This window comes from Alistipes communis (genome assembly GCF_006542665.1).
Lineage (GTDB): Bacteria > Bacteroidota > Bacteroidia > Bacteroidales > Rikenellaceae > Alistipes > Alistipes communis.
Window position 1 is genome coordinate 1,972,581 of sequence record NZ_AP019735.1, and the last position, 22,994, is coordinate 1,995,574.

The 22,994-nt window shown below is 54.5% G+C and carries 13 protein-coding genes; 7 read left to right on the forward strand and 6 right to left on the reverse strand.

The genetic code is table 11. From position 1 onward, the window contains the following. Window positions 1–235: 235 nt before the first annotated feature. On the reverse strand, window positions 236–2,044 hold the full coding sequence (locus tag FMF02_RS08160) for a fibronectin type III domain-containing protein (RefSeq protein ID WP_141412782.1): 1,809 nt from the start codon (window positions 2,042–2,044) through the stop codon (window positions 236–238). A gap of 744 nt (window positions 2,045–2,788) precedes the next feature. On the opposite strand from FMF02_RS08160, the gene FMF02_RS08165 reads away from it, so the two are divergent. From FMF02_RS08165 to FMF02_RS08175, 3 genes are all read left to right on the forward strand, one after another. Then, window positions 2,789–6,211 (forward strand): SusC/RagA family TonB-linked outer membrane protein, encoded by a 3,423-nt coding sequence (locus tag FMF02_RS08165; RefSeq protein ID WP_034779602.1) that lies wholly within the window; start codon window positions 2,789–2,791, stop codon window positions 6,209–6,211. Between the two features lie 13 nt (window positions 6,212–6,224). After that, complete coding sequence (locus FMF02_RS08170; protein ID WP_141412784.1) at window positions 6,225–8,051, forward strand: RagB/SusD family nutrient uptake outer membrane protein; 1,827 nt, start codon at window positions 6,225–6,227, stop codon at window positions 8,049–8,051. 124 nt (window positions 8,052–8,175) lie between these two features. Beyond that, window positions 8,176–9,855 carry a calcineurin-like phosphoesterase C-terminal domain-containing protein gene (locus FMF02_RS08175; protein ID WP_141412786.1) on the forward strand — a complete coding sequence of 560 codons (1,680 nt, stop codon included), beginning with the start codon at window positions 8,176–8,178 and terminating at the stop codon, window positions 9,853–9,855. Window positions 9,856–10,100: 245 nt separating this feature from the next. Here FMF02_RS08175 and FMF02_RS08180 read toward each other — a convergent pair whose 3' ends face one another. The 3 genes from FMF02_RS08180 to FMF02_RS08190 form a co-directional block, all read right to left on the reverse strand. Continuing rightward, window positions 10,101–10,928 carry a class II fructose-bisphosphate aldolase gene (locus FMF02_RS08180; protein ID WP_141412788.1) on the reverse strand — a complete coding sequence of 276 codons (828 nt, stop codon included), beginning with the start codon at window positions 10,926–10,928 and terminating at the stop codon, window positions 10,101–10,103. Next, complete coding sequence (locus FMF02_RS08185; RefSeq protein ID WP_141412790.1) at window positions 10,928–12,154, reverse strand: class II D-tagatose-bisphosphate aldolase non-catalytic subunit; 1,227 nt, start codon at window positions 12,152–12,154, stop codon at window positions 10,928–10,930. The genes FMF02_RS08180 and FMF02_RS08185 overlap by 1 nt, the downstream gene beginning before the upstream one ends. Before the next feature lie 122 nt (window positions 12,155–12,276). Then, the gene (locus FMF02_RS08190) at window positions 12,277–13,317 is read right to left on the reverse strand and encodes a galactitol-1-phosphate 5-dehydrogenase (RefSeq protein WP_141412792.1); all 1,041 of its coding nucleotides are present in this window, start codon (window positions 13,315–13,317) and stop codon (window positions 12,277–12,279) included. Between the two features lie 843 nt (window positions 13,318–14,160). Here FMF02_RS08190 and FMF02_RS08195 point away from each other — a divergent pair. From FMF02_RS08195 to FMF02_RS08205, 3 genes are read left to right on the forward strand one after another with little or no spacing between them, the layout of a single operon-like run. After that, window positions 14,161–15,504 (forward strand): sn-glycerol-1-phosphate dehydrogenase, encoded by a 1,344-nt coding sequence (locus FMF02_RS08195; protein WP_019130255.1) that lies wholly within the window; start codon window positions 14,161–14,163, stop codon window positions 15,502–15,504. A 12-nt stretch (window positions 15,505–15,516) separates the two neighbouring features. Then, window positions 15,517–16,980: an MFS transporter gene (locus FMF02_RS08200; RefSeq protein WP_019130254.1), complete on the forward strand. Its 1,464-nt coding sequence runs from the start codon at window positions 15,517–15,519 to the stop codon at window positions 16,978–16,980. A 14-nt stretch (window positions 16,981–16,994) separates the two neighbouring features. Next, the gene (locus tag FMF02_RS08205) at window positions 16,995–17,825 is read left to right on the forward strand and encodes a glycerophosphodiester phosphodiesterase (protein WP_019130253.1); all 831 of its coding nucleotides are present in this window, start codon (window positions 16,995–16,997) and stop codon (window positions 17,823–17,825) included. A gap of 259 nt (window positions 17,826–18,084) precedes the next feature. Here FMF02_RS08205 and FMF02_RS08210 read toward each other — a convergent pair whose 3' ends face one another. Together FMF02_RS08210 and relB are read right to left on the reverse strand one after the other, a co-directional pair. Continuing rightward, the gene (locus FMF02_RS08210; protein ID WP_019130252.1) at window positions 18,085–18,363 is read right to left on the reverse strand and encodes a hypothetical protein; all 279 of its coding nucleotides are present in this window, start codon (window positions 18,361–18,363) and stop codon (window positions 18,085–18,087) included. 432 nt (window positions 18,364–18,795) lie between these two features. After that, complete coding sequence (relB, locus tag FMF02_RS08215) at window positions 18,796–19,014, reverse strand: type II toxin-antitoxin system RelB family anti-toxin (protein WP_026074861.1); 219 nt, start codon at window positions 19,012–19,014, stop codon at window positions 18,796–18,798. 204 nt (window positions 19,015–19,218) lie between these two features. Between relB and FMF02_RS08220 the strand changes: the two genes are divergently transcribed. Further along, window positions 19,219–22,875 (forward strand): coiled-coil domain-containing protein, encoded by a 3,657-nt coding sequence (locus FMF02_RS08220; protein ID WP_141412793.1) that lies wholly within the window; start codon window positions 19,219–19,221, stop codon window positions 22,873–22,875. Window positions 22,876–22,994 lie beyond the last annotated feature (119 nt).

The following is a 22,994-nucleotide window of genomic DNA, read 5'->3' on the forward strand; positions in this document are numbered from 1 at the left end:
GTCCAACAAAGTAGCGTGCCGTATGGCCTGATCTACATACGCTTCGGAAATCGATTTCGGTACGGTTATTCTTGTACTATTAGGATTGCAGATTCCCTGCGTTAGTATGAGTTTGCTGCGATGATGACCGACGGGAGTTGATCGCCAGTCAAAGATGCCCTCCCCTTATTCTCTCCCTGAAAGTAAAAGAGGCCGATCCATGCAGGATCGGCCTCCCGAAAAGGGTTAATCAATCTTATTTTTTAACGATCATGATGTCGTCGATAGCAAACCGGCTCTTGTTCGTAGAAATAACGGCCACGTTATCTCCCGGATGCAACGTGATATCGATCGAATAAGTTGTCCACTTGTAGTTGCAGAGGTAGTCGCTGCTTGTCCATCCATCTGCCAAAGTGGAATCCATCGTGATACTCGTTACTTTCTCGAAGGTTTTGGTCGCCGCGCGATATACTTCGATATCGACGACTCTTCCATCGGTCATTAACGGGCAGCCTTTGAACGAGAATGTGCAAAGCGTTCCTTCTGCGCTCAATAAAGGACTGTCAAGTGCGGGAGTTGCAATATAAAATCCGTCCTTCGAACTTGTACCGACTTTGACATAACCTTGATGAGGCGATACCTGATCGCCGATGTACCACCCTTTCAGCGAGCCGGATTTGTCTCCTGCGATTCGATTCGCCTGGCCCTTGTATGTTGCTTGGCCGTCGATGTAATTTGCGGTGGAGGCCATGCCCCATGTTGCAAGCAAGTGCGAATTTGCGAACGGATATACGACCCATGCTCCTTCCCACGGATTCGGGGTATCGGCTTGTTTGGAAACGATCGCTTTATCGGACCAGTACGGCGTGGTGCCTGCGGCCGTATTGATGAAATCGGACTGCATCGTAATATTGTCGAATCCTTGGTAAAGAATTTCATTCGCCGCAGGGGTGTGTTCGGCTTCGGTGCGGAGTGTAATCACGGGAGAGAAGTCCGATTCTCCGTTTGTGGCCTTGATCGTAACGGTACCCTTGCTTCCTTGGAAACTGTAATTTCCGACGGTCTTCACGCGGAAATAGTAGGTCGTTGCCGGTTCCAGCTGGCCGAATGAGATCGACGTAGGAGGCAGAAGGTTCGTTCCATTCTCTTTTCCATACCAAGAAGAGCTGCCGAACGAACCGTTGGTCGAGGCTTGACCGTCCACGCAATAGATCGAATAAATGGGGTTCGCCATCGATTCTTCCTTGGAAAGTTCGACCTGATAAGCGCGCGATCCGGCTCCCGCACCACCGGATACGTCATCCCAGTTTACGCTGAGGTGGGTCGGACCGACGTTGCGTGTAATTTGCTGGATATTTCCGGTCTTTGTCGGTTCGGGATCGGCTTTTACTTCGGAACCATCCGAATAGACAGACGCTACGCTTACGCTGTAAGACGTATTGTAATCAAGTCCGGTTACATGGTAGGATAACTCTTCTGTTTCCCCGACTTTTTGATCGTCGATATAAATTACATAACTTTCCGCCGTATCGTCTTCTTCCCATTTGAGGTTGAGATCGGAGAAGAACGGCACAACGGTGACATCTTCGGGGCCGTTCTTGGCATTGGGATCGATATGCATGACTCCTGTTCCGACTTTTACTTTGGCCGGAACGTTGTAAGAACTCAGAATATATGCCCATTCGGAGTAGACCGAACGGGGATAGTTTGCGCGTACCCGTACAAAATATTTGCTTCCTTCGGTCAGTCCTGTGAATTGAGATGCATCATACGGAGAGTCTGAGGATTGAAGTGTATGGGAGACCGTATTGTCGTAAGCATCTCCGCCGACATCTTTTTTCTTTAAGATTTGAACCGTAAAAGATGTCGCCCCGCTTTTCAATGCGGCGTTAGCGTCCCAATACACTCCGATGGATGAACTCGACGAGTTCATTTCGTCGTAAGAGACTTCGGCGGGAGCCGGCATACTCGAATCGATACCGACCGTCGGATCGTCATCTTTACAGCTACTCAGAACAACAGCTAACATAGCGGGAATCGCTATAAGCATTTTATTGATTTTCATAAGTTTGTCTTGAACTGTTTGTTAGATAATAAACACAAAATAACATAAATCAAGGTCTCGCTTCTCAAGCGAACCTTAATCCACATTATTCAATTTATCTAAGAGTCGGCCGGACATCGATGTCCGCGCCTTTGTTCCAAACTTGCAATGCAAATATATATCTTTTTTTTCAAAAACAAACTTTTTTCCTGAAATTTTTAATTTCATCCGGATTTTCGGGCGCATTTCATAAATGCGGACGGATGGAAAACCGTGTCGGGAATCGAAGTGAATCGAAAAATCTGATTGGGGAACTGAAAGAAATTGAAAGTATTTGGTTTCTAAGGCATTGGATTTTTTGAAGGAGATGTAGGGGGGGGGTAATTTGTTATTTGTCAGCGATTTATGCTGTTTTTTATTCCCTTTTCGTCGGGCGATCGGAATTAATTTTGGTTTCGAGTAAAAAAATATCCGATTTTATTTGTTTGAATTCGAAATTTATTATATTTGCATAAAAGTTTTTTGTATAAAATATAAGTAATAACCCCTAATTCATTGACTTAACAACCTAAACGAAAATTACGACGACCCAGAAAGCCATCCAAACATTCCCTTAAACCATTATTCGATTATTTTCAGAGAATCCAAACTCGCAATCGTCCCCGTTTGAATGTCCTCAGGGCAGGCAGATGTTTTCCTATATAAATAGGTAAAGGGACGCCTGAAAATTACTAAAAATGTTGGAACTAATTAAAGAAGATTAGAATGAAACACGTACTACTTCCCCCCCCCAGTAAAAAGTTTGCTGTGCGAGGTGTGTTCACGTGTGCTCTTGCTTGTTTGATGATGCTCATATCATCGAGCGTTTTCGCACAGAGCCAAACGATTTCTGGTACCGTTACCGACGCTACGACCAACAGCCCGCTTGCAGGTGCGGCGATCATGGTCAAAGGAACGACAGTAGGTACCATTTCCGATGCGGACGGTTCGTATCGCATCAAGGCCAAACCGACCGACGTGCTGGTATGTACGTTCTTCGGTTACAAATCTCAGGAAGTTACGGTCGGCAATCGCTCGGCTGTCAATTTTGCCATTGCAGAAGATAATACGAAAATCGACGAGGTGGTTGTCGTAGGTTACGGTACGCTGAAGAAAACGCAGCTGGTAGGTGCTGTCGAGAACCTCTCCGGCGAAGCGCTCGAAGGACGTACAAATGCCAACATTACCCGTTCGTTACAGGGGCAGATCCCGGGTCTGAACATCATCCAGACCGACGGTAAGCCCAACCATCAGGGTTCGGTATACGTGCGCGGTAACGCGACGGGTTATCAGTCGCGTAAGAGCGGTACGAGCGGTGAAGGTACGAAGCACTCGATCGGTCAGGGCGGTTCGGCTCTGGTGCTGATCGACGGTGTCGAAGGCGACCTGACGACAGTCAACCCCGAAGACGTCGAGACGATTTCCGTGCTGAAGGATGCCGCTTCGGCTGCCGTATACGGCGCTCGTGGCGCATTCGGTGTGATTTTGGTAACGACCAAAGCAGCTAAAAAGGATCGGGTTACCGTAAACTATAACGGTTCGTTCTCCATTAATCGTCGTACGGTGATTTGGGAAGACCATCTAGTATCCGACGGTTTGCAGTGGGCGGAAGCTTTCGCCGAGTTTTTCCAGGGTAATGACCGTACTCCCCAGTCGTCGGGAACGTTCCCCAGTGATGTCAACAAGGAGATCGGCTTCTCGCAGGCTTATCTCGATGAGTTCCGTCGTCGCAAGACCGATCCTTCCTACGAAAAGTATGGTAATTTGTATGGAAACCTGAACGAATTGGGCTCTACTACCAATAAGACCGTTTACTACGGCAGCACGGATTGGGTGGATATGTATCTGAAGGATTATAACTTCACGCAGACGCACAATATTACCGTATCGGGTGCCGGTGAACGCTCTTCATTCGCGATTTCCGGTCGTTATTACAATCAGGACGGTATCTATAATATCGGTGAGGAGGATTTCAAGTCCTATAACTTGCGTGCCAAGGGCGATGTGAAAATTGCCAAATGGTTGACGTTGGCCAACAATACGTCGATTTTCAGCCGTAAATATCACCAGCCTTTCGTCGTAAACGGATCGATGCCTATCTGGCGTCAGATCGAACACCGAGCTCAGCCGCTCTATCCGGTGTATAACGAGGACGGTACGCCGACTTACGCTGCTGCCGCAATGGTTTATGAAGGATGGATGCGAGATGAAGCCTACCAGGAGGATAATAAACTCGATGCGATCACGACGACGACTTTGACTGCTGAGCCGATCAAGGACGTATTGAAGGTTTCGGCAGACTTTACCTACAAGGCTATCCGTTCGAAAAAGGATCGTCTTTCGCCTACCCAGACGGGTTATACGACGGCAGGAGAGCCGCATGAATACAATCCGAACTCTTATAAGTCGCATTGGACATACGATACCGATTATGTCGCATCGAACATTGTTGCGACGTGGACTCCAAAATTGGGCGAGAATCACAATCTGAACGTTGTGGGCGGTTGGAATATCGAGAAGACGAAGTATCGTAACACCTATTTGCAGCGTAGAGGTATCCTCTATCCGTCGCTTCCTTCGTTCGAACTGATGGATTCGTCTGAATATAATGTTTCCGACGGTGGCTACGATAAATCTATGGTCGGTATCTTCGGCCGTATTAACTACACCTTGCTCAATCGTTACATCTTCGAGTTTGCCGCTCGTTACGACGGGTCGTCGCTCTTCCCGACCAATCAGCAGTGGGGTTTCTTCCCTTCGGGCTCGATCGGCTGGCGTATTTCGGAGGAGCCGTGGATGAAATGGTCGCGCAACTGGTTGGATAACTTCAAGATCCGCGCCAATGTGGGTTCGTTGGGCAATGCTTCGATCGATCCGTATCAGTTCTTGTCCCTGATGCGTACGAGCAATAGCGCTAGCAAATCGATCGAGAAGTCGTCTATCTTGATTAACGGCGAGCAGGTTCCTTACACTTCCTGGCCTACGATGGTTCCGGCGTCGTTGACATGGGAGACTGTTACGACGTATGATATCGGTGTCGATTTCGACTTGTTGCGTAATCGTTTGTCCGGTTCATTCGATTACTATTGGCGTTATACCAACGATATGTTGATCAATGGTCCCGATTATCCGCAGGTGCTTGGTGAGACTTCGCCCAAGGGCAATTTCGGTGCATTGAAGACCAAAGGCTGGGAGGCATCGCTTTCGTGGCGCGACAGCTTTAAGGTCGGCGGGAAACCGTTCAATTACAATGTGAAGGTCAGCGTCTGGGACAGCCGCACTTGGGTGAAGGATTACTACAACTCCGATGGTGCGATCTACTCTTACTATAAAGGCCAGGAATTGGGCGATATCTGGGGCTTCCGCACCGACGGTTATTTCTTGACCAATGAGGAGGCAAATAACTGGGCCGTAGATGCGTTCCATAAAAATGGCAACAATTTCCGTGCTTATGCCGGTGACTTGAAATTCCTCGATCTCGACGGTAACGGAAAGATCGAAAACGGAGGTGAGCGTCCTACGCTCGACAACCATGGCGATTTGGACATTATCGGCAATACGACGCCGCGTTATCAGTATGGTATCAATTTGGGTGCGAACTGGAACGGTATCGGTTTGAGTGTCTTCGTTCAGGGTGTCGGCAAGCGCGACTGGTATCCGATGGTCGAGTCCGGTTTCTTCTGGGGTATGTACAACCGTCCTTACGGTTATTTGCCGAAGGTTCATACGACCGATGCGGTCATTATGGATTACAGTACCGAAAACTGGCGCGTAACCAATCCGGGGGCATATTATACCCGTCGTGTAACCTATGCGGCTAATCGTAACGTCGGTCCTCTGACTTATGAAAACGATTATTATCTGCAGGATGCATCGTATTGGCGTATCAAGAATATTACGATCGATTATACGTTCCCGCAGGAGTTGACTCGTAAGATTCGTATCGAGAAGTTGAAGATTTATGTATCGGGCGATAACATTTTCACCCATTCGCCGCTCTTCAAGCATACCGATATGTTCGATCCGGAAACGATCGGTTTCGGTGATAGCGATTACAATGATACTACCGGCGGTTTGAGCGGTGTAGGTCAGGGTTACAGCTATCCGATGCTGAAGACGTGGACGATCGGTTTGAATGTCACTTTCTAATGAATGTTAAATTATGAAAAATATTATTAGATTATTTGCAATAGGGGCCGTTGCCTTCACCGGAGTTTCGTGTGAAGACTTTTTGTCGGCGGATCCGGTGAATAGAGTTTCGGCCGAAGCCTTTTTTGTTTCGGAATCCGATTTACAGTTATATTGTAACGGTCTCCTCGAATCGTATTGCCCGTCGGCGAATACGATTGGTATGGGAGATAGTTATACAGACTTGACCGCCAGCAAATCGGGTACGGATTATTACAAACCGGGGGCAGCATGGGATGCAGGTAAGCAGACCGGTTGGGATGTCGGTGATTGGAGAAGTATCCGTCGTGCCAATATTATGCTGCGGGACATGGTTCGAGCCAAAGAGAATGTTTCAGAGGCCGTTTATAATCATTATGAAGGCGTAGCGCGTTTTTGGCGGGCTTATTTCTATTATAGCAAAGTGAAGACGTTCGGCAATGTGCCGTGGATCGATCATGTACTCGATGTCGACGATGCGTTGCTCTATGCCGGCCGCGACGATCGCGAATATGTGATGAGCAAAGTGTTGGAGGATCTGAATTTCGCTTGCACGTATTGTTCTACCGATACGAAGACTTACAAGAACGTGATTAATCGTTGGGTAGCTTTGGCTTTCAAATCGCGAGTTTGTCTTTTCGAAGGTACTTATCGTAAATATCACAAGGTCAATCCGTCGACGAATCAGCCTTGGAACAATAAGTATGAGAGTGCCGATGATTTCTTGCAGGAAGCTGTCGATGCCGCCAATACGATTATGACGAAGGCGGGGTTGAAGTTGCACAATGACTATCATGCCTTGTTTACGACGTCGGCTTTGGGCGATATCAATGAAGTGATTTGGTATCGCGAGTACAAGACGAGTGACGGTCTGAATGTATGGAACGACCTGACGTTGAATTACAATACTTCTACTGCAAGTCAGAAGGTTTCGCCGACGAAGGCCTTGATGAACATGTATCTCACGACCGACGGTACCCCGATCGAGTCGGATCAGGTTCCGATGAGCAAAGAGTTTGAAGGCCGCGATCCTCGTCTGAGCCAGACGGTTCATGCTCCGGGACACGAGTGGACGTACGGCGGTGTAACCGGGCCTAAGCCTTTGAACTTCACGCACGTCGTTACCGGCTATATGTTTATGAAATGGAGTCAGGAGTTCGAGAACAACTACACGACTGGGCGTGGCGATAATTCCGTACCTATTTTCCGCCTTGGAGAAGTTTTGCTCAACTATGCGGAGGCGAAAGCCGAGCTCAATAACGGTTCGTTATCTCAGGAGGACTGGAATTTGACGGTAGGCGCGTTGCGCGATCGTGCTGGGGTTAAGAATATCTGGCCGGAAGATACAGCGAACTATAAGCCCGATCAGTGGTTGATCGATTATTATGCTCAGGCAGAGGGCGCCGCTATTACGAATCTGTCGAATACGATTCTCGAAATCCGTCGTGAACGTGTTACGGAGCTGATTCTCGAGAACCTCCGTGTCGATGATCTTTATCGCTGGCATTGTGCGAATCTGATCGCTCTTCGCGATACCGAGAAGGGTTGGAAGGGTGTATACTTATCGGCTGATGAAGTTAAGAACGGTATGGAATTCAACGGATACACGTATACCTTTACTGCGGCGGATACCAATCCTAACAACTATTGCATTGGTACCAGCATGAGTGATAATAACTGGACGCTGACCGACGGCGATCACGGTTATCTGGTATACCACGAAGATTTACGTTTCGACGAGCGAATGTACGTGCGTCCGATTCCTTCTGCGGCATTGTCATTGAATACCAATTTAGGCCAGAACTACGGTTGGGAACAGTGATCTTTGCAGGAGAATAGAGTTTGATTAAAAAGATAAGTGGTCTTTGTTTTACTCAAAGATCGCTTATCTTTCTAAATAGTACGCGATTTTATTTACTGTGAATCCAAATAAGGAAGGATTATATATGTTAAGAAAGTTTTATTATCTGTTTTTGACGGTGGCTTTGCTGGGCGGAGCCGCTTGTTCGAGTTCCGATTCTGATGACTCGGATCCTACGCCTCCCGAGGGTGAGACGGTCCTTGTCGGTCAGATCTCGGATGCTACGACGGGGAAAGGTATTGCCGGCGTTCCCGTGACGGACGGCTATACGTTTACTACTACGGATGCCGACGGTAACTACCGCCTCGTAGCGAACCGTTATTGCCGCAATGTCTATTACGTTACTCCGGCGAACTATAAGGTGGCTCTCGATCCTTCCTCCAAGTTGCCGCTGTTCTATTCGACCTCTACGATTCAGCGCTACAAGGAGAATCGCAACGATTTTAAACTGGAACCGCTTCCCGCTGTCGAGGAGAATTTTACGCTCGTCGCTATCGGGGATCCGCAGTGTAAGACGGATGATGATGTGACTCGTTGGGAAACGGAGACGATTCCCGATATCAAATCCACACTCAAAAGTGCACAGGAGGAAGGTCGGTGGACGAATGCCTATGCCGTTACATTGGGCGATATTACGTTCGACAATACGGTGCAGTGGGATCCGATGAAAAAATCGATGTCGAACATGCAGATCGGGACGGATTATCTGCCGATCTTCAACTGCATGGGCAATCACGACCACGATGCCTCTCAATCGACTCCATACGCTGCTCAATTGAACTATGTCCAGCGTTTCGGCCCGGCCGACTATTCATTTAATAGAGGTAAGGCACATATCGTTGTGATGGATAATGTCGTTTGCACGAGATCTACGGGTTCGACGTGGAATTATGAAGCCGGACTTCTGGATCAGCAGTATAATTGGCTGAAAGCCGATCTGGACCTGGTCGAGAACAAGGCGGACAAGATTATTTTCTTTTGTGCCCATATTCCTTTCCGTAACGGGGGAAAGAACACGGGATCGAATGTGAATGAAGACAAGCATTATGCGGATGTCCTCAATTTGTTGACGCAATTCAAGGAGGCGCATATCATGATCGGACATACGCATTATCCGCAGAATTATATTCATACCAAGTATGTGTGCCAGGGTGGTAAGCCTGTGTATGAGCATGTTCATGGCGGTGCCTGCGGTGCTTGGTGGTCGAGCAACCTGAATGTCGACGGGGCTCCCAACGGTTACAGCATCTACGAAATCAAAGGCAATGTCGTCGATAACTGGGTAGCGAAATCTACCGGACGGCCCGAGACGTACCAGATGCGTGTATACGATGGCAATGCCACCTATACGGGATCGAAGGAATACTCCTACACTTGGACGGGTGGCGGTACTGGCGCCGGTATCAAGACGAACGGCAATGCGGCATTGAAGGATTGTTTCGTCGTTTCGATTTGGAATGACGATCCCCAGAATTGGAAGGTGGAACTCGTTCAGAACGGCGTTGTTACGCCGATGTCGCGTATAAGTTCGAATATTGCTGATATGTGTGCCGTATCGTTCTTCTTTAACGAATGCGGCAAGACGACGACGACCTGGAACAAGGCATTGCAGCATTATTGGTACGTCAAAGCTCCCGGAGGAAATCCCTCGACTGAAAAGGATTGGGTCGTACGTGCTACGCAGACGATTCCTGCAAGCGGGAAGACCAATGTCTATGAAGCAGCTGCTTTCCAGACCGATTTTTCGGGTTTCGCAGCTAATTGATCCATAGAGGTTGTATTTAAAGCGGTGTGCCTATTAAGCACACCGCTTTTTTGTTGGTATGCAGGGGTATCCGTAATATTTTTCGTCCGGATATCGCTACACCACGGGATGTAAATATTGGGATGCTCTGAGTACGAATGTTCTTGGATAAGAATCATCTCGCTTCTGGCGATCGGAAGCGGGATGATTCGGCGGATTGTCGAGGATTGCTTTTCGAAGGCGGCCCGTTGCCCGGTTGTGTTCTCCTATTTCACCTTGCTGCTGCCGACCATGCGGTATTTTTCGCAAAGCAGCTCCACGACCGGCGCCACGGCTTTTGGGAAAACCTTTCGCAGGTCGATCTCCTCGCTTTCGAGCAGTACGCCTTTGAGCGCGCGCATGAAGTTGTCCTTGATCTCGGTGGCGAGGTTGACTTTGACGATGCCGTTGGCGATCGCTTCGCGCACCATGTCGTGGGGGATGCCCGAACTGCCGTGCAACACCAGCGCCGCGTCGGTCGCCGCATGGATCTGCGCTAGCCGTTCGATGTCGAGCCGCGGAGCCTGCTTGTAGAAGCCGTGGGCCGAACCGATCGCCACGGCCAGCGCATCGACGCCGGTCGCTTCGACGAACCGTGCGGCCTCTTCGGGCGTGGTGAAGCCTCCGCCCTGCGCCTGTCCCAGTTTGGCGACGTAGCCCAGCTCCGCTTCGACGTTCACGCCGTAGGGGCGTGCCAGTTCGACGACCCGTCGGGTCGTCGAGACGTTCTCGTCGAACGGACGTTCGCTGGCATCGATCATCACCGAGTCGAATCCTGCATCGAGACACCGCTCGACCAGTTCGACCGATCCGCCGTGGTCGAGATGAATCCACCCTTCGACGCCGTAGTCGGCGATCGCCCTGCGGCCCATTCCGACGGCCTGTTCGAGCCCCATATAGTTGATCGAGCTGCGCGTGAGCTGCAACAGCACGGGAGCCTGCATTCGCTGCGCAGCCTGCATGACGGCCGTGAGGGTCTCGAAGTTATAGAAATTGGTCGCCAGCACGGCCGTCCGGTCGCGCTGGCATTTTTTCAACAGTTCTTTTACGTTCATTACAGCAGGTTGTTAAGGTCGACCAGATTGAATGCGTAGAAATACTTGTCCATATCGTGTTCGATGCGGCCGAGTACCACCTCTTCGGGGTCCATTCCCACACGGCGCAGGTTGTCGTAGAGCCGTTGGCGCGCTACGAGCGCTTCGGGTTCCTGCCAGATGTAGCGGCAGCCGGTCTTGACGAGCCACGTGCGGCGCTCGGCGCTCAGTGCGCCGAATGCCGATCCTTCTTCGGCGGGCAGCAGCCACTTCTTCCAGCGGCCCGACGCTTCGACCAGTCGTTCGAGTGTCTCGGTGATGCGCGAACGCATGGCGATACGTCCTTCGGCCAGGAGCTTCTGTTCGGTACGTTCCAGTTCGGCCAATCCGTCGTATTCGCTCATCGTGAACTCCGGGCCGACGTTGGCGGCGCCCATGCCGCACAGCGGGTAGTCCTGCGGATTGCTTACGCCGTCGGTGTAGTGTCCCTTGATGTAGCTGCCCAGCGGACGGACTTTCGCCGTGAGACTGCGGGCTACCTCCGTGTCGAAGAGGGTCGTGTGGAGGTCGGTTCCCACCTTGCCCACGATGAAACAGGGCCATACGTCGGAGAGCCCTTCGCGCGCCAGTCCTGCTTTGAGTTCGGCGATGAAGGTGTCGAACGTCCGTTCGTCGGCCAGACCGCCGTGCACCTCCTCGGTTCCCACCTCGTAGGAGATTTCGGGCAGTCCCTTCGCACGGCGGAAGGTTTCGCAGTGCCGGATCAGCTCCACCGTGCGGGCGGCCACGAGACGGATGTCGATCGTCTGGCCGGCCGGTACGTTGATGTCCACCGTCGGATCGACGTGGATCAGATCGTACCCCGCCAGCAGCGCCGCTTCGAACGAGCGCTTCACCCCGTCCATCGCGGCCTCGGTCGACCACTTCTCGGTGCGCTGCTTGTCTTTGAGCCACGGACCGCCGTGGTCGATGGCCACGATATAGATTCCGTCGAAGTTGACGGCGGCGGCCTCCATGCGCACGAGCTTCACGAACTCGTCGGGCCGCATCCCCGTGTACCCGCCGTCGCAGTCGATCTGATTGAGTGTCGCGGCGAAATAGATCGGCGCGTTGTTGCGCTTGGCGGCACGGAAGGCGGCCTTGATGACCGCCGTCGAATTGGGACAGGCGGCGAAGAGGGTGCGACGGATGCCGGTTTCGCGTTCCAGCTCCGCGATGCGTTGCAACAGTTTTTCGGTTTTTGCCATAATCGTTGGGTGTTGATGGTACCGGGTTTCGTCAGACGGGGGCGGCCGGAGACCGCTTCCTGCGGAAGTGTTGTCCGCCTCCTGCGGTCGGAAAGGGGGCTGCGACCTCCCTGCCGGTGATACTATCGGTTGATGAACATTACTTTGTTGAAGAACTCCTTGCGCTCACGCATGACGCCGAACGCCTTGTCGGCCTCCGAGAGCGGGAAGCGGTGCGAGATGAGCGGACGCACGTCGATGCGGTGCGACGCGATGGCCGCGAGCGCCGTGCGCCATTCGTTGCGGACGTCGTTGTAGCTGCTGTTCCACGTCCCTTTCAGCGTGAGCTGCTTGCGCAGAATCTCCCAGTAGCCTTTCTGGGTGAGGGTCATGTCGCCGGCGGGATTGCCCATCGAGACGACCGTACCGAAACTTTTGACCGCTTTGAGGGCCTGCTCCCACGTTTGCGCCACGCCGGCTCCTTCGATGCAGGCGTCGGCGCCCCGGCCGCCGGTCTGCGTGCGGATATACTCCACCGGATCGGTCTCGCGCGAGTTCACGGCGTCGAATCCCTGTTTGCGCGCGAATTCGACTTTGGTCGGATCGATGTCGCACAGGATGACGCGGAACGCGCCGGCGGTTCGAGCCCACAGTCCCAGCATGATGCCGATCGGGCCTGCACCGAACACGGCGACGGTGTCGCCGATGCCGACCGACGCCTGACCGATGGCGTGAAGCGCTACGGCGGCCGGTTCGCACATCGCGGCCTCCTCGTAGGAGAGCGAGTCGTCGAAGAAGACCAGGTTCCACTCCTTCACGGCGATGTATTCGGCGAAAGCGCCGTCGCGCCGCGAGCCGTAGTAGTCGTAATCGCTGCACTGTGCGTATTCTCCCACCTGGCAGGCTTCGCATTTGCGGCACGGCAGCAGCGGGAAGACTGCGGCACGACGGCCGACGAGCGACGGGTCGTCGGCTTCGACGATCTCCCCGGCGAATTCGTGGCCGGGAATCGTCGGGAAATGGTAGGTTCCTTTGGTAAAGACGCGCGGCAGATCGCTTCCGCAGATTCCGCAGGCGTGCACTTTGAGCAACACCTCTCCCGCCTGACGCACGGGCATGGGCACATCCTCGTAACGCAGGTCGCCGACCGCATGGAGGTTGAGCGCTTTCATCGTATTTTTCATCTATTTATATATTTAGGTATAACGTCTTTTGTGCCGGCAGGCCGGAATCCGCTTCGGCATCCGCCGTCGCGTCTGCTGGTTGTCGTTTCCGGCCTTCAACGGTCTTGCGTGTCCGCAAGGCGGTTATCGGAGTTTCCCGACTGCGTTTGCCGTACGCTTCCGATCGAATTCGATTTCGTTTTAATTCTATTTTCTTTCGAATGCTTTTACAAAAATAGAATTTAACTTTTAAAGTTGCAACTATTTTGCGGAAAAAATGCGTTGCGGTCATCGTCCGTCCGGAACCGTTCCGCGACCGGAGACACGGGACGCATCCGCTTTAATACGCCGGCGTTCGGCGGTCTCGGCGTGGTTGGGCGTTGCGTCCGGCGTCTCGTTTCGGCAGGGACTTCGGCACGCATCTCTTTGGGGTGTGACGGCTCGGAGGAAGGGCTTCCGCGTCCGCTTGGGTATGGACAGAGAGATCGCAGTGCGGACAGGCGGCGGCGTGTGGAAGAGAACGGAACTGCGGAGAGCATCTGACGGCGGGGCGGATTCCGCCGCGATTTCTCCCGTCCCGCCATGTGCTTCCGGTACGGGCCGACCGGATGTGGATTTGCAGAATCGGAACCGATTCGAAATTTAGTAGTGTATGTTTACGATTTATTTCGATTTTCGAAAGGGATGCGCGGGTATTATCGTTTCCGATAAATCCGCCGAAAGATGAACGCAGCCGGCCTTTCCGGAGGATGGACAGGGCTTTCCGGAAATAAATGTCGGAAAAATAACGCTAAAAGCTTGCTATTCCACGCGGTTTTTGTAACTTTGTGTCTTGGAATAGTAACTTACTAACTCTTAAATCGAATGAACAATACGCAATGTATTCTCGATGCTTTAAAAATCGCAACCGATACGAAAGCATTCGAACTCGGCGAGGGTGTTCTTCACCGTGCTCCGGCTCTTTTTAAGGAGTATTTTCCGAATCGGAAGGCCGTCATCGTCGCCGATAACAATACATGGAAAGCCGCCGGCGAAGCCGTCGACGCGTCCATGCGCGAGGCGGGAATTCCCTGCGAGCGTTTCCTTATTGAAGAGGAGGAGTTTCATGCCGACTGGCCCTATGTGGAGCGGATCGACGAGATGCTCGACCGCACGGGGGCCGTCGCCGTCGCCGTCGGGTCGGGCGTCATCAACGACTTGTGCAAACTCGCGTCGTTCCACCACGGTCAGTCCTATCTTTGCGTGGCTACGGCCGCTTCGGTCGACGGTTATTCGTCGTCGGGCGCAGTGGTGTCGCGCGACGGCGCCAAACTCAATATCGAAACCCATGCGCCGCTGGTGATTCTGGCCGACGTGGGCGTGCTGGCCGCCGCGCCGAAAGAGATGACAGCGGCAGGTTATGCCGATCTGGCGGCCAAGATACCCGCCGGCGCCGAGTGGATGATCGCCGACCTGTTCGGTACGGAGCCGATCATTCCCGCTGCGTGGAACGTCTTCATGAACGATCTGGATGCGATGCTCGCCGATCCCGAAGGGGTGGCGGCCGGCAAACCCGAAGCGATCGCTTCGCTCTTCGCCGGTCTGACGCTGAGCGGCATCGCGATGCAGGTGGCCAAGTCGAGCCGTCCGGCGTCGTGTACCGAACACCTGTTCAGCCACGTGCTCGACATGACGCACCATCGCTACAACGGCAAGTTCCAGTCGCACGGTTTCCAGGTGGCGATCGGTACGCTCACGATGTGCGCCTTCTTCGACGAGTTCTTCAAGATGGATCTCTCGACGCTCGACGTCGACGCCTGCGTGGCCGCATGGCCCTCGCTCGAAGCGGAGCAGCGGCGTGCGCTCGATCTGTTCCGCGATTTCCCCGTGCCGGAGCTGGGTTATACCGAGATCACGAAGAAGTGGAACGATGCCGAGACGGTTCGCGTACAACTCACGCGAGTCAAGGAGAACTGGCCCGCCTTCAAGGCACGGTTGCAGGCGCAGTGCTATCCGTTCGAGAAGATGCGTGCGCTGTTCGCCGCCGCGGGTGCGCCGACCGATCCTTCGCAGATCGGTGTTTCGCGCGAGCAGTTGCGCAGCATGGTCGATTTTACGCAGTTGTTGCGCTGGCGCATCAATCTGCTCGATCTGGCCAAACGCGCACGGATTTACGATGAATTGGTCGCCCGCGTCTTCGGCAAGGGCGGAGCTTGGGAAATCGCATAATCGACGAGCCTTATGACTGCGGAACAGACCAAACGATTCAAATACTGGCAGTGGCGGACGATCATCGGAACGATGATCGGTTACGCCATTTTTTATTTCGTTCGCAAGAACTTCTCTTTCGCCATTCCCGGTCTTACGGCCGAGTATGGCATCTCGAAAACGACCTTCGGCGTCATCATGACCCTCGTCGGGCTGATCTACGGCGTGTCGAAATTCGTCAACGGCGTACTGGCGGACCGCACCAACGGCCGCTGGCACATGGTGACGGGCTTGTCGGTGTGTTCGGTCATCAACTTCATTTTCGGCTGCGGTGCGATCATCTGCGCATGGATTACGGGGCAGACCTACGGGACGACGTTCATCCATACGCTGGTCGTCCTGTTCGGCGTGCTGCTGATTCTGAACAACATGTTCCAGGGGTGCGGCTTCCCGCCGTGCAACCGCCTGATCACGCATTGGGTTCCGCCCAAGGAGCTGGCGACCAAGATGTCGATCTGGAACGCTTCGCACTCGATCGGCGCCTTCATCATCGCGATCTTGTGCGGGTATCTGATGGGCCATACGGGTACGGATATGACGGGCGATCCGGAGATGCGGCAGCGCGTCGTGGAGAATACGGCGAGCATCACCGAAAAGATGGACGCCGCTTCGGCCGAAGCCTATGTCACCAACGCGTTGCAGCATGTCGGCGCATGGCAGTGGACGTTCTGGGTTCCGGCTGCCATCGCGGTGCTGGGCGTGATCTTCATCATCGTTACGTTGCGCGATACGCCCAAGTCGGTCGGCCTGCCCGAATTGGAGGGTACCAAGACGCAGCTCGACGAGCACGATTCGTCGGAGGAGTTCAAGGCGTTCCTGCGCAAGAAGGTCTTCCTCAATCCCATGATCTGGGGGTTGGCCGTGGCCGACTTCTTCGTCTATATCGTGCGTTTCGCCGTGCTCGACTGGGGCCCGACCTTCTTGCAGGAGTCGCGCGGCCTCTCGTCGAGCATGGCCGGCTGGACGGTCGCCATCTTCGAAGTGTGCGGTATCACGGGCATGCTGCTCGCGGGTTGGATCTCCGACAAATTCTTCGGGGGCCGCGCGCAGCGCACCTGCGTCTTCTGCATGGCGGGCGTGATCCTCTTCATCTCGCTCTTCTTCGCCCTGCCGGAGTCGACCGATCCTGTCGTGCTGCTGATGATGCTCGCCGTGGCGGGATTCTTCATCTACGGCCCGCAGGCGCTCATCGGCGTCATCGCGTCGAACCACGCCACGAAGAAGGCCGCTTCGACGGCCAACGGCGTGGTGGGTATGGTGAGCTACGTCAGTGTCGTCGTTTCGGGCTGGGGCTTCGGCTTCATCTCCGACCACTTCGGCTGGCGCTGGGTCTTCATCACGATGATCGCCATGGCCGTGCTCGGATTCCTGGTGCTGCTGTCGATGTGGAACACCAAGAGCGACGGATATGAGCACGACGCCGCCGAAACCAACTAAAACCTTATAAGCTTATGAAAAACTTCTTTTTGAAACTGGGTGTCTGCGCATTGGCGCTCACCGGTGCCGCCGAGGCGCTGGCGCAGGAGCAGGTCATCCAGCTCTTCGCCCATCGGGGCAGCCGTTTCGAGTACGACGAAAACACGCTGCCGGCCTTCAAGGCCTCCTACGATGCGGGTCTGCGCGGTTTCGAGACCGACATCCGCATGACCCGCGACGGCGAACTGGTGATCTCGCACGACGAGACGCTGGCACGTCTGACGCCCTGCAAGCGCGTGGTGGAGACGATGACGGCCGACGAGATCCGCAAGGTCAAGACCAACCAGGGTAACGACCTGATCTTCCTGCCCGAGCTGGTGGACTTCTTCGCCGACAAGGACAACGTATACATCGAGTTCGAAATGAAGACGAAGCCGGTCGAGAGTTATCCCGAAGAGCGGTTGCGCGAGTACTGCGAGAAGGTGTACAACACGGTGATGGCCAAGAAACCCGCCAACTCGCTCTATCTGTTCACGTCGAGTGACAAACGTGCGCTGAAAATGATGCGTTCGCTCCACCCCGACGTCGATCTGCTGCTGATTATTTCGAAGCCGATCTGCGAGGAGACGATCCTCGAAGCGATCGACATGGGCATCAAACGGTTGGGCTGCCGCATCGAGGGCACGTCGAAGGCGATGGTCGATCTGGCGCACAAGGCCGGACTCTATGTCTCGCTGTGGCCCGGTCAGTCGCCCGAAGAGTTCATGCGGGGTGCCTATCTGGGTGCCGATGCGCTCAACAGCGACCGTGCGGTCGAGGTCAAGAACTGGCTTGACAAGAACGCGCCGTGGATCAAGTATAAATAGCGTCCGTTCCGTCGCAGGCCCGTTCGGCGTGCGACGTGTATAACGGGGACGTTCGGACGAGTCCGATCCTTGCATTACCCCCGCCGGAAATGTTTCCGGCGGGGGTATTCCGTTTGCGGGTCTCCCGACCCGTTTGCAGGTGCCTGTGCGGCGGCGTTTCCGGCTTCGGGGGAATGAGTTTCCGTGCCGCAGCACGGGAGGCACGGCGGCCGGAACGGCCCGCACCGGCGCCGGCCGGTGTGGCGGGGCTGCGGGCCGGTTATTTGCTTCTGATACGTTTGCGCCGTTTCTTCTCCACCTCCCGGTCGTGCTGCTCCTCCATCTGTTTGCGATAGATTTCGATCTTCTCATTGAGATGTGAAACGTCTTCTTTCAGCATTTTGCGGAACGTGTTCAGACTGACGGGAGCCTCTTCGATCACGAATTTGGTATGGATTTTCCATAGCGGGAGCTTCCCTTTGCGGATGTAGGGTTCGGCGAGGCGTTGGACGTATTGCGCCTGTTTGAGATAGCTGAGTCGTTCTTTGGTCACTTTCATACGATGATTCGTTAGCGGGTTAATCAATATAAAGTTCCGAAAACCGGCCGGCCGAAACAAGCAAAGCAACGTTTGTTGGTGGATGAAATATAATATTGTATAAGTAAATAATAAATTGTACGATCTTGTTTGCAGGAAGTTGCCGTTTCGGATCGCCGCACGGATTGTCCGAAAAGGCGCTCCGTGGCGGGATCGGCGCTGCGGACAATGCGCGGACATAACCGCAGCCGACGGGAGCGGCCCGCCGACAGTGACGCCGCCGACGCTCCCGTGAAGGACGGAATCCGGAAGGATACTACTTATTATTTATATAGTCCGGCGGATCGGAGGCTTTTCCGGCCCTCGAAGTACAAGATAAGTTTGGGATTCGTCCCTTCCGGACGAAGCGGAAGGGACGGAACGACGCAATGGAGACGGGGCGGCGGGCGGCGTTTATTCGATCAGTGCCCGAAGCGGTACGTCGAGTGCGTTGCAGATGATGCAAAGTGTTTTGACCGTGGGATTTGAACGGCCCGTTTCGATACGGCTCAGGTTCGAACGTTCGATGTCGCAGCGGTAGGCCAATTCCTGTACCGTGAGCTTTCGAGCCTTTCTTAGTGTTCTGATTTTTAGAGCGATAAGTTTTATCTGTTCTGTATAGTCGATTGGCATCCCGAAAAATTTTACGAAAAGTTTTGTATTGCAAAGATTTTCATATATCTTTGCATCATGCGTATCATATATGATACCAACAGTCCGGCGGCGGGTGGCATGAAATCCTGCCGATAAGGGATGACAACTATGTAGGAATCAGTAAGTAAATACCGAAAAGACACGAAGTTCAAACCATTTCAAAACATCTTTAATTTCTTCATTATGAAAAGACAATTCTTAGGTAGACTCCTATCGCTGTTCCTTGTCGGAACGGTGGTAGCCGGAGTCGGTTGCAAGGACTACGATGACGACATCACGAGTCTGAACAACCGGATCGACGAGCTGACGACGGGGCAGATCGCTTCCGTGGAGAAGCAGATGCAGTCTCTGCAAAATGCGGTCGACCGGTTGGACGGGGTTGATTCGGGCTTGAAGGACGAAATCGAGGCGTTGCAGGGCAAAGCCGAGACGCAGGCCGGAGAGATCGGAAAGTTGCAGGAGGAGTTGGGAAAGGCGGCCTCCGCATCGGAAGTCGAAGCGCTGAAAAAACAGATCGAGACGCTCGAAAGCGATAAGAGCAAGCTGGAGAAGCGGATCGAGGCGCTCGAAAGCGCCCGCACGAGTTTGCAGGATGAAATCGACGCCGTGAAGGGTTCGCTGGCGAACTACCTGACCAAGAGCGACGCCGAGGCGACCTACGCCACCAAGACGACGGTCGAGAGTCTGTCGCAGCTGCTCAACCAGATCAAGGCCAACTACGTTTCGGCCGAAGGGCTGGCTTCGACGCTCGAAGGTTACGTGACCGACGCCGAACTGGCCGATTATCCGACGCTGACCGTCTTACAGGAGGCGATCCGCCAGAGCGAGACGGCGATGAAGAACTCGCTGGGCGAAGCGATGGAGCCGATCCTGGCGAAATATAACTTCGTCCAAAAGGATGTGCTCGATCTCGAAATCCAGGATTTGCAGGAGCAGATCGATGCCCTCAACGGCAAGCCCGACGCCGACGGTTCGCTGGCCAACATCAAGAGCCGGCTCGAAGCGCTCGAAAATGCCGAGATCAAATACGACGAGTCGAACGCCGCCTTCACGAAGGGCGTGGAGGACTGCATCGGCAAGGCGCTCGCCAACGACGGCGCGATCGATCAGGCCATTGCCAATGCGATTAAGGATGTCGCCGGTGAGTATGAGGGGACGATGCAGGATCTGAAAAACCTCATCGACGGCCTGCGCATGGACGTGGATCAGCTCCTGAGCCGTATCCAGAGCCTCGTCTATGTTCCGGCTTACGACGATCACAAGGCGTCGGTCAACGCGCTCTACTATGCCCCCGAAGGCGAGGAGCCCGTCCTGCTGGCGAACGGTACGGTGGAGATGACCTTCCGCGTTACGCCCGTCGAGGCTGCCGGACAGCTCGTGGCCGCCTATGCCGCCGAGCCCGAGATGTTCTCGCTGGAAATGGAACAGGTGAAGACGCGCGCTACGGTGCCTGCGCTGAATATTCAGAAGGTCGAGGCCGACGAGACGGGCAACGGCCGCTTCATCGTGACGGCGCTTCCCGCCGATTTCACCCCCGACTTCTTCACGGGTAAGGTTTCGTACAGCATTGCGCTGCGCGTACAGAAAGCCTACGACGCGGAGGCCGGGAACGACTATTCGGCCAATGTGGTTTCGGATTACGTGAACCTCGTGCCGGCGCGCGCCGACGTGAAGGCCGTCGTGCTGGCTCCCGCCAAGGAGGACGGTTCGATCGACGCCGACCGGATCGTCGCTGCGGACGGCGAAGTGGCCTACGAGATTCCCTACGACGATACCGACATGGTCGTCGAACTGATGAAGGGCTACAAACTCTGGGCTACCGACGGCGAAGCCTACTACGATCTGGCTCAGCTCGCCGACATGGGTTATTCGCTCGAAGCGCCCGTCGTGGCCTGCACGAGCAAGGCATTCAAGGCCGACGGCACGGAGTTGGAGTCGGCTGACAAGGGCAACTTCGAGGTTGCGAACGGCGGGGAGGAAGTCTGCGACGAGACGGTCAAGCTGATCGCCGCCGACAAGTCGACGCGCAACAACTACCTGCTCACCGAGCACGCCTATACGGTCGCTGCCGCCTACGATGCGCTGAACCCGACCTTCAACAGCCGTGTGACGATCGTCAAGACCAAGCGCGGCGTAACGCTCGACCTGTTGAAGTACGTCTGGAACTACTCCGATTTCCGGACGGTCTACGAAGCCGGCGGCGAGTACGAAGGTTCCGAGCGCGAATTCACGCTCAAAGTAACCGAGTCGACGCTTCCTCAGGACATCACGCCCGAGAACATCGTAACCTACTGGAACCAGGGCGGCAGCGCCGTGGTGAAGGCCGTCGAGCTCGACGCGGAGGGCAAGCCGACCGAGACCGTCGACGACAATGTGAAGGTGGTTCCCGTGGCTTACGATGCCGACGAGGGCTATACGCTGCGCGTTTCGGGATACACCTTCGGCAAGCGTTATGCCGTCGAAGCGTCGAGCGAGTTCGAGAACGTACAGGTGACGATCGCCTTCGAGGCCGAGTTCGTCGCACTGCCCGAGAAGATCGAGGTTACGCTTCCCGCCGCTACGCTCGCATACGATGCCACCGAGGAGCTGTTCGTAGCCGAGGATACCTCCGTTGTCGGCGAACTCTTCGAGCAGGTGAAGGATCACTTCACGGATGCCGCCGAACTGGCTACGTCGCTTACCCGTCCTTACTATGGAGGCTCGCCCAACAGTGCGAACGCATTCTATACGGCTGTCTGCGGCGACCGGACGCTGGAGAAGAACTACTGGTTCCTCGACGGTTCGAATCCTGCGACGATCACCCGCATCGCCGTGGCCAACGACGGCAAGATGACCTCCCACATGCAGGTCAATCGTGCCGATGTGGAGACCGACGCCGACGTATTCGCCTTCGAGACGAAGCTCGTTCCCAACTACGGCCTGCCGATCTATGTCAAGGGCGAGGCCAGGGTCGAGATTCCCGCCTATGCCGCGCAGCACGTCGACGCATGGGTCTACAACGCGGACGGCAAGTGGCAGTCGGATGTGAAGGGGCTCTGGTCGCCGAGTTTCGGATCGAGTGCGCTCACGGGCTTCTCGGTAGCCGACATCGATCTGGAATCCGCCTTCACGATCGTCAAGAAGGATGCGCAGGGCGTATGGGTACCGGTATCGGACGATGAGATCGCTGCACAGAAACTCGTCTTCGCTTACGAGATTCCCGCGACGGCTCCCGCCCACGACGGCATCGAGATCGCCGGTAACAAACTCTCGTATTACGGCCGCAACGAATCCGTGCCCGTCGTCGGTACGCTTTCGATCGACGGCATCGTCATCGGCAACGCCTTCACGGCCGTGAACGACTATACGTCGTATGAGGTCAACAAGTTCGACCCGATCCGCTCGTTCACGCAGTCGGAGACCGTCGAAATCCCGACCCGCACGGCCGAGGCGACCTATACGAAGAATATCTGCGAGGTACTTTCGCTGCGCGATATGCGCGACGCCGACGATATGAAGGGCTTCGAGCTGATCGATCACGATGCGACGCTGGCCGATCCGTGGATCACGGGCGACGACACCAACGGCTTCGCTACGGGTGTCCGTCCCAACAGCGACAAAGTCTTCGGACTGGAAGCGATCCGCATCGTCAGCTTCTCGGTGACCTATGCCGACAACGGATTCGACGCTTCGGCGGCACTCGGCGACCGTGTAACTGTCGACGAGACGACCGGTCGGATCACCTTCTCGAATCTCAACAACCTCTCGTTGCAGAAGGATGTCGACGTGACGGTCAACGTCGAGGTGGCTTATCCCTGGGCCGTGAAGAGCGGTAAGGTGACCTACAAGATTCTCAAATAGCGGGGATCGTCTCTCCTCCGTCGCGACGGAGGACGATTCGGGGCAGAGTTTTCACAACTCTGCCCCTTTTCGTTCCCTTGCGGCGATGTATTCGGAGCAGGGGGCGCCTTGCCGTCGCA

Bases quoted from the DNA above. Each gene is read 5' to 3' on its own strand.
- FMF02_RS08185 (WP_141412790.1), bottom strand. From the start codon at position 12,154: ATGGCAAAAACCGAAAAACTGTTGCAACGCATCGCGGAGCTGGAACGC.
- FMF02_RS08180 (WP_141412788.1), bottom strand. From the start codon at position 10,928: ATGAACGTAAAAGAACTGTTGAAAAAATGCCAGCGCGACCGGACGGCC.
- FMF02_RS08160 (WP_141412782.1), bottom strand. From the start codon at position 2,044: ATGAAAATCAATAAAATGCTTATAGCGATTCCCGCTATGTTAGCTGTT.
- FMF02_RS08205 (WP_019130253.1), top strand. From the start codon at position 16,995: ATGAAAAACTTCTTTTTGAAACTGGGTGTCTGCGCATTGGCGCTCACC.
- relB (WP_026074861.1), bottom strand. From the start codon at position 19,014: ATGCCAATCGACTATACAGAACAGATAAAACTTATCGCTCTAAAAATC.
- FMF02_RS08170 (WP_141412784.1), top strand. From the start codon at position 6,225: ATGAAAAATATTATTAGATTATTTGCAATAGGGGCCGTTGCCTTCACC.
- FMF02_RS08190 (WP_141412792.1), bottom strand. From the start codon at position 13,317: ATGAAAAATACGATGAAAGCGCTCAACCTCCATGCGGTCGGCGACCTG.
- FMF02_RS08200 (WP_019130254.1), top strand. From the start codon at position 15,517: ATGACTGCGGAACAGACCAAACGATTCAAATACTGGCAGTGGCGGACG.
- FMF02_RS08210 (WP_019130252.1), bottom strand. From the start codon at position 18,363: ATGAAAGTGACCAAAGAACGACTCAGCTATCTCAAACAGGCGCAATAC.
- FMF02_RS08195 (WP_019130255.1), top strand. From the start codon at position 14,161: ATGAACAATACGCAATGTATTCTCGATGCTTTAAAAATCGCAACCGAT.
- FMF02_RS08165 (WP_034779602.1), top strand. From the start codon at position 2,789: ATGAAACACGTACTACTTCCCCCCCCCAGTAAAAAGTTTGCTGTGCGA.
- FMF02_RS08220 (WP_141412793.1), top strand. From the start codon at position 19,219: ATGAAAAGACAATTCTTAGGTAGACTCCTATCGCTGTTCCTTGTCGGA.
- FMF02_RS08175 (WP_141412786.1), top strand. From the start codon at position 8,176: ATGTTAAGAAAGTTTTATTATCTGTTTTTGACGGTGGCTTTGCTGGGC.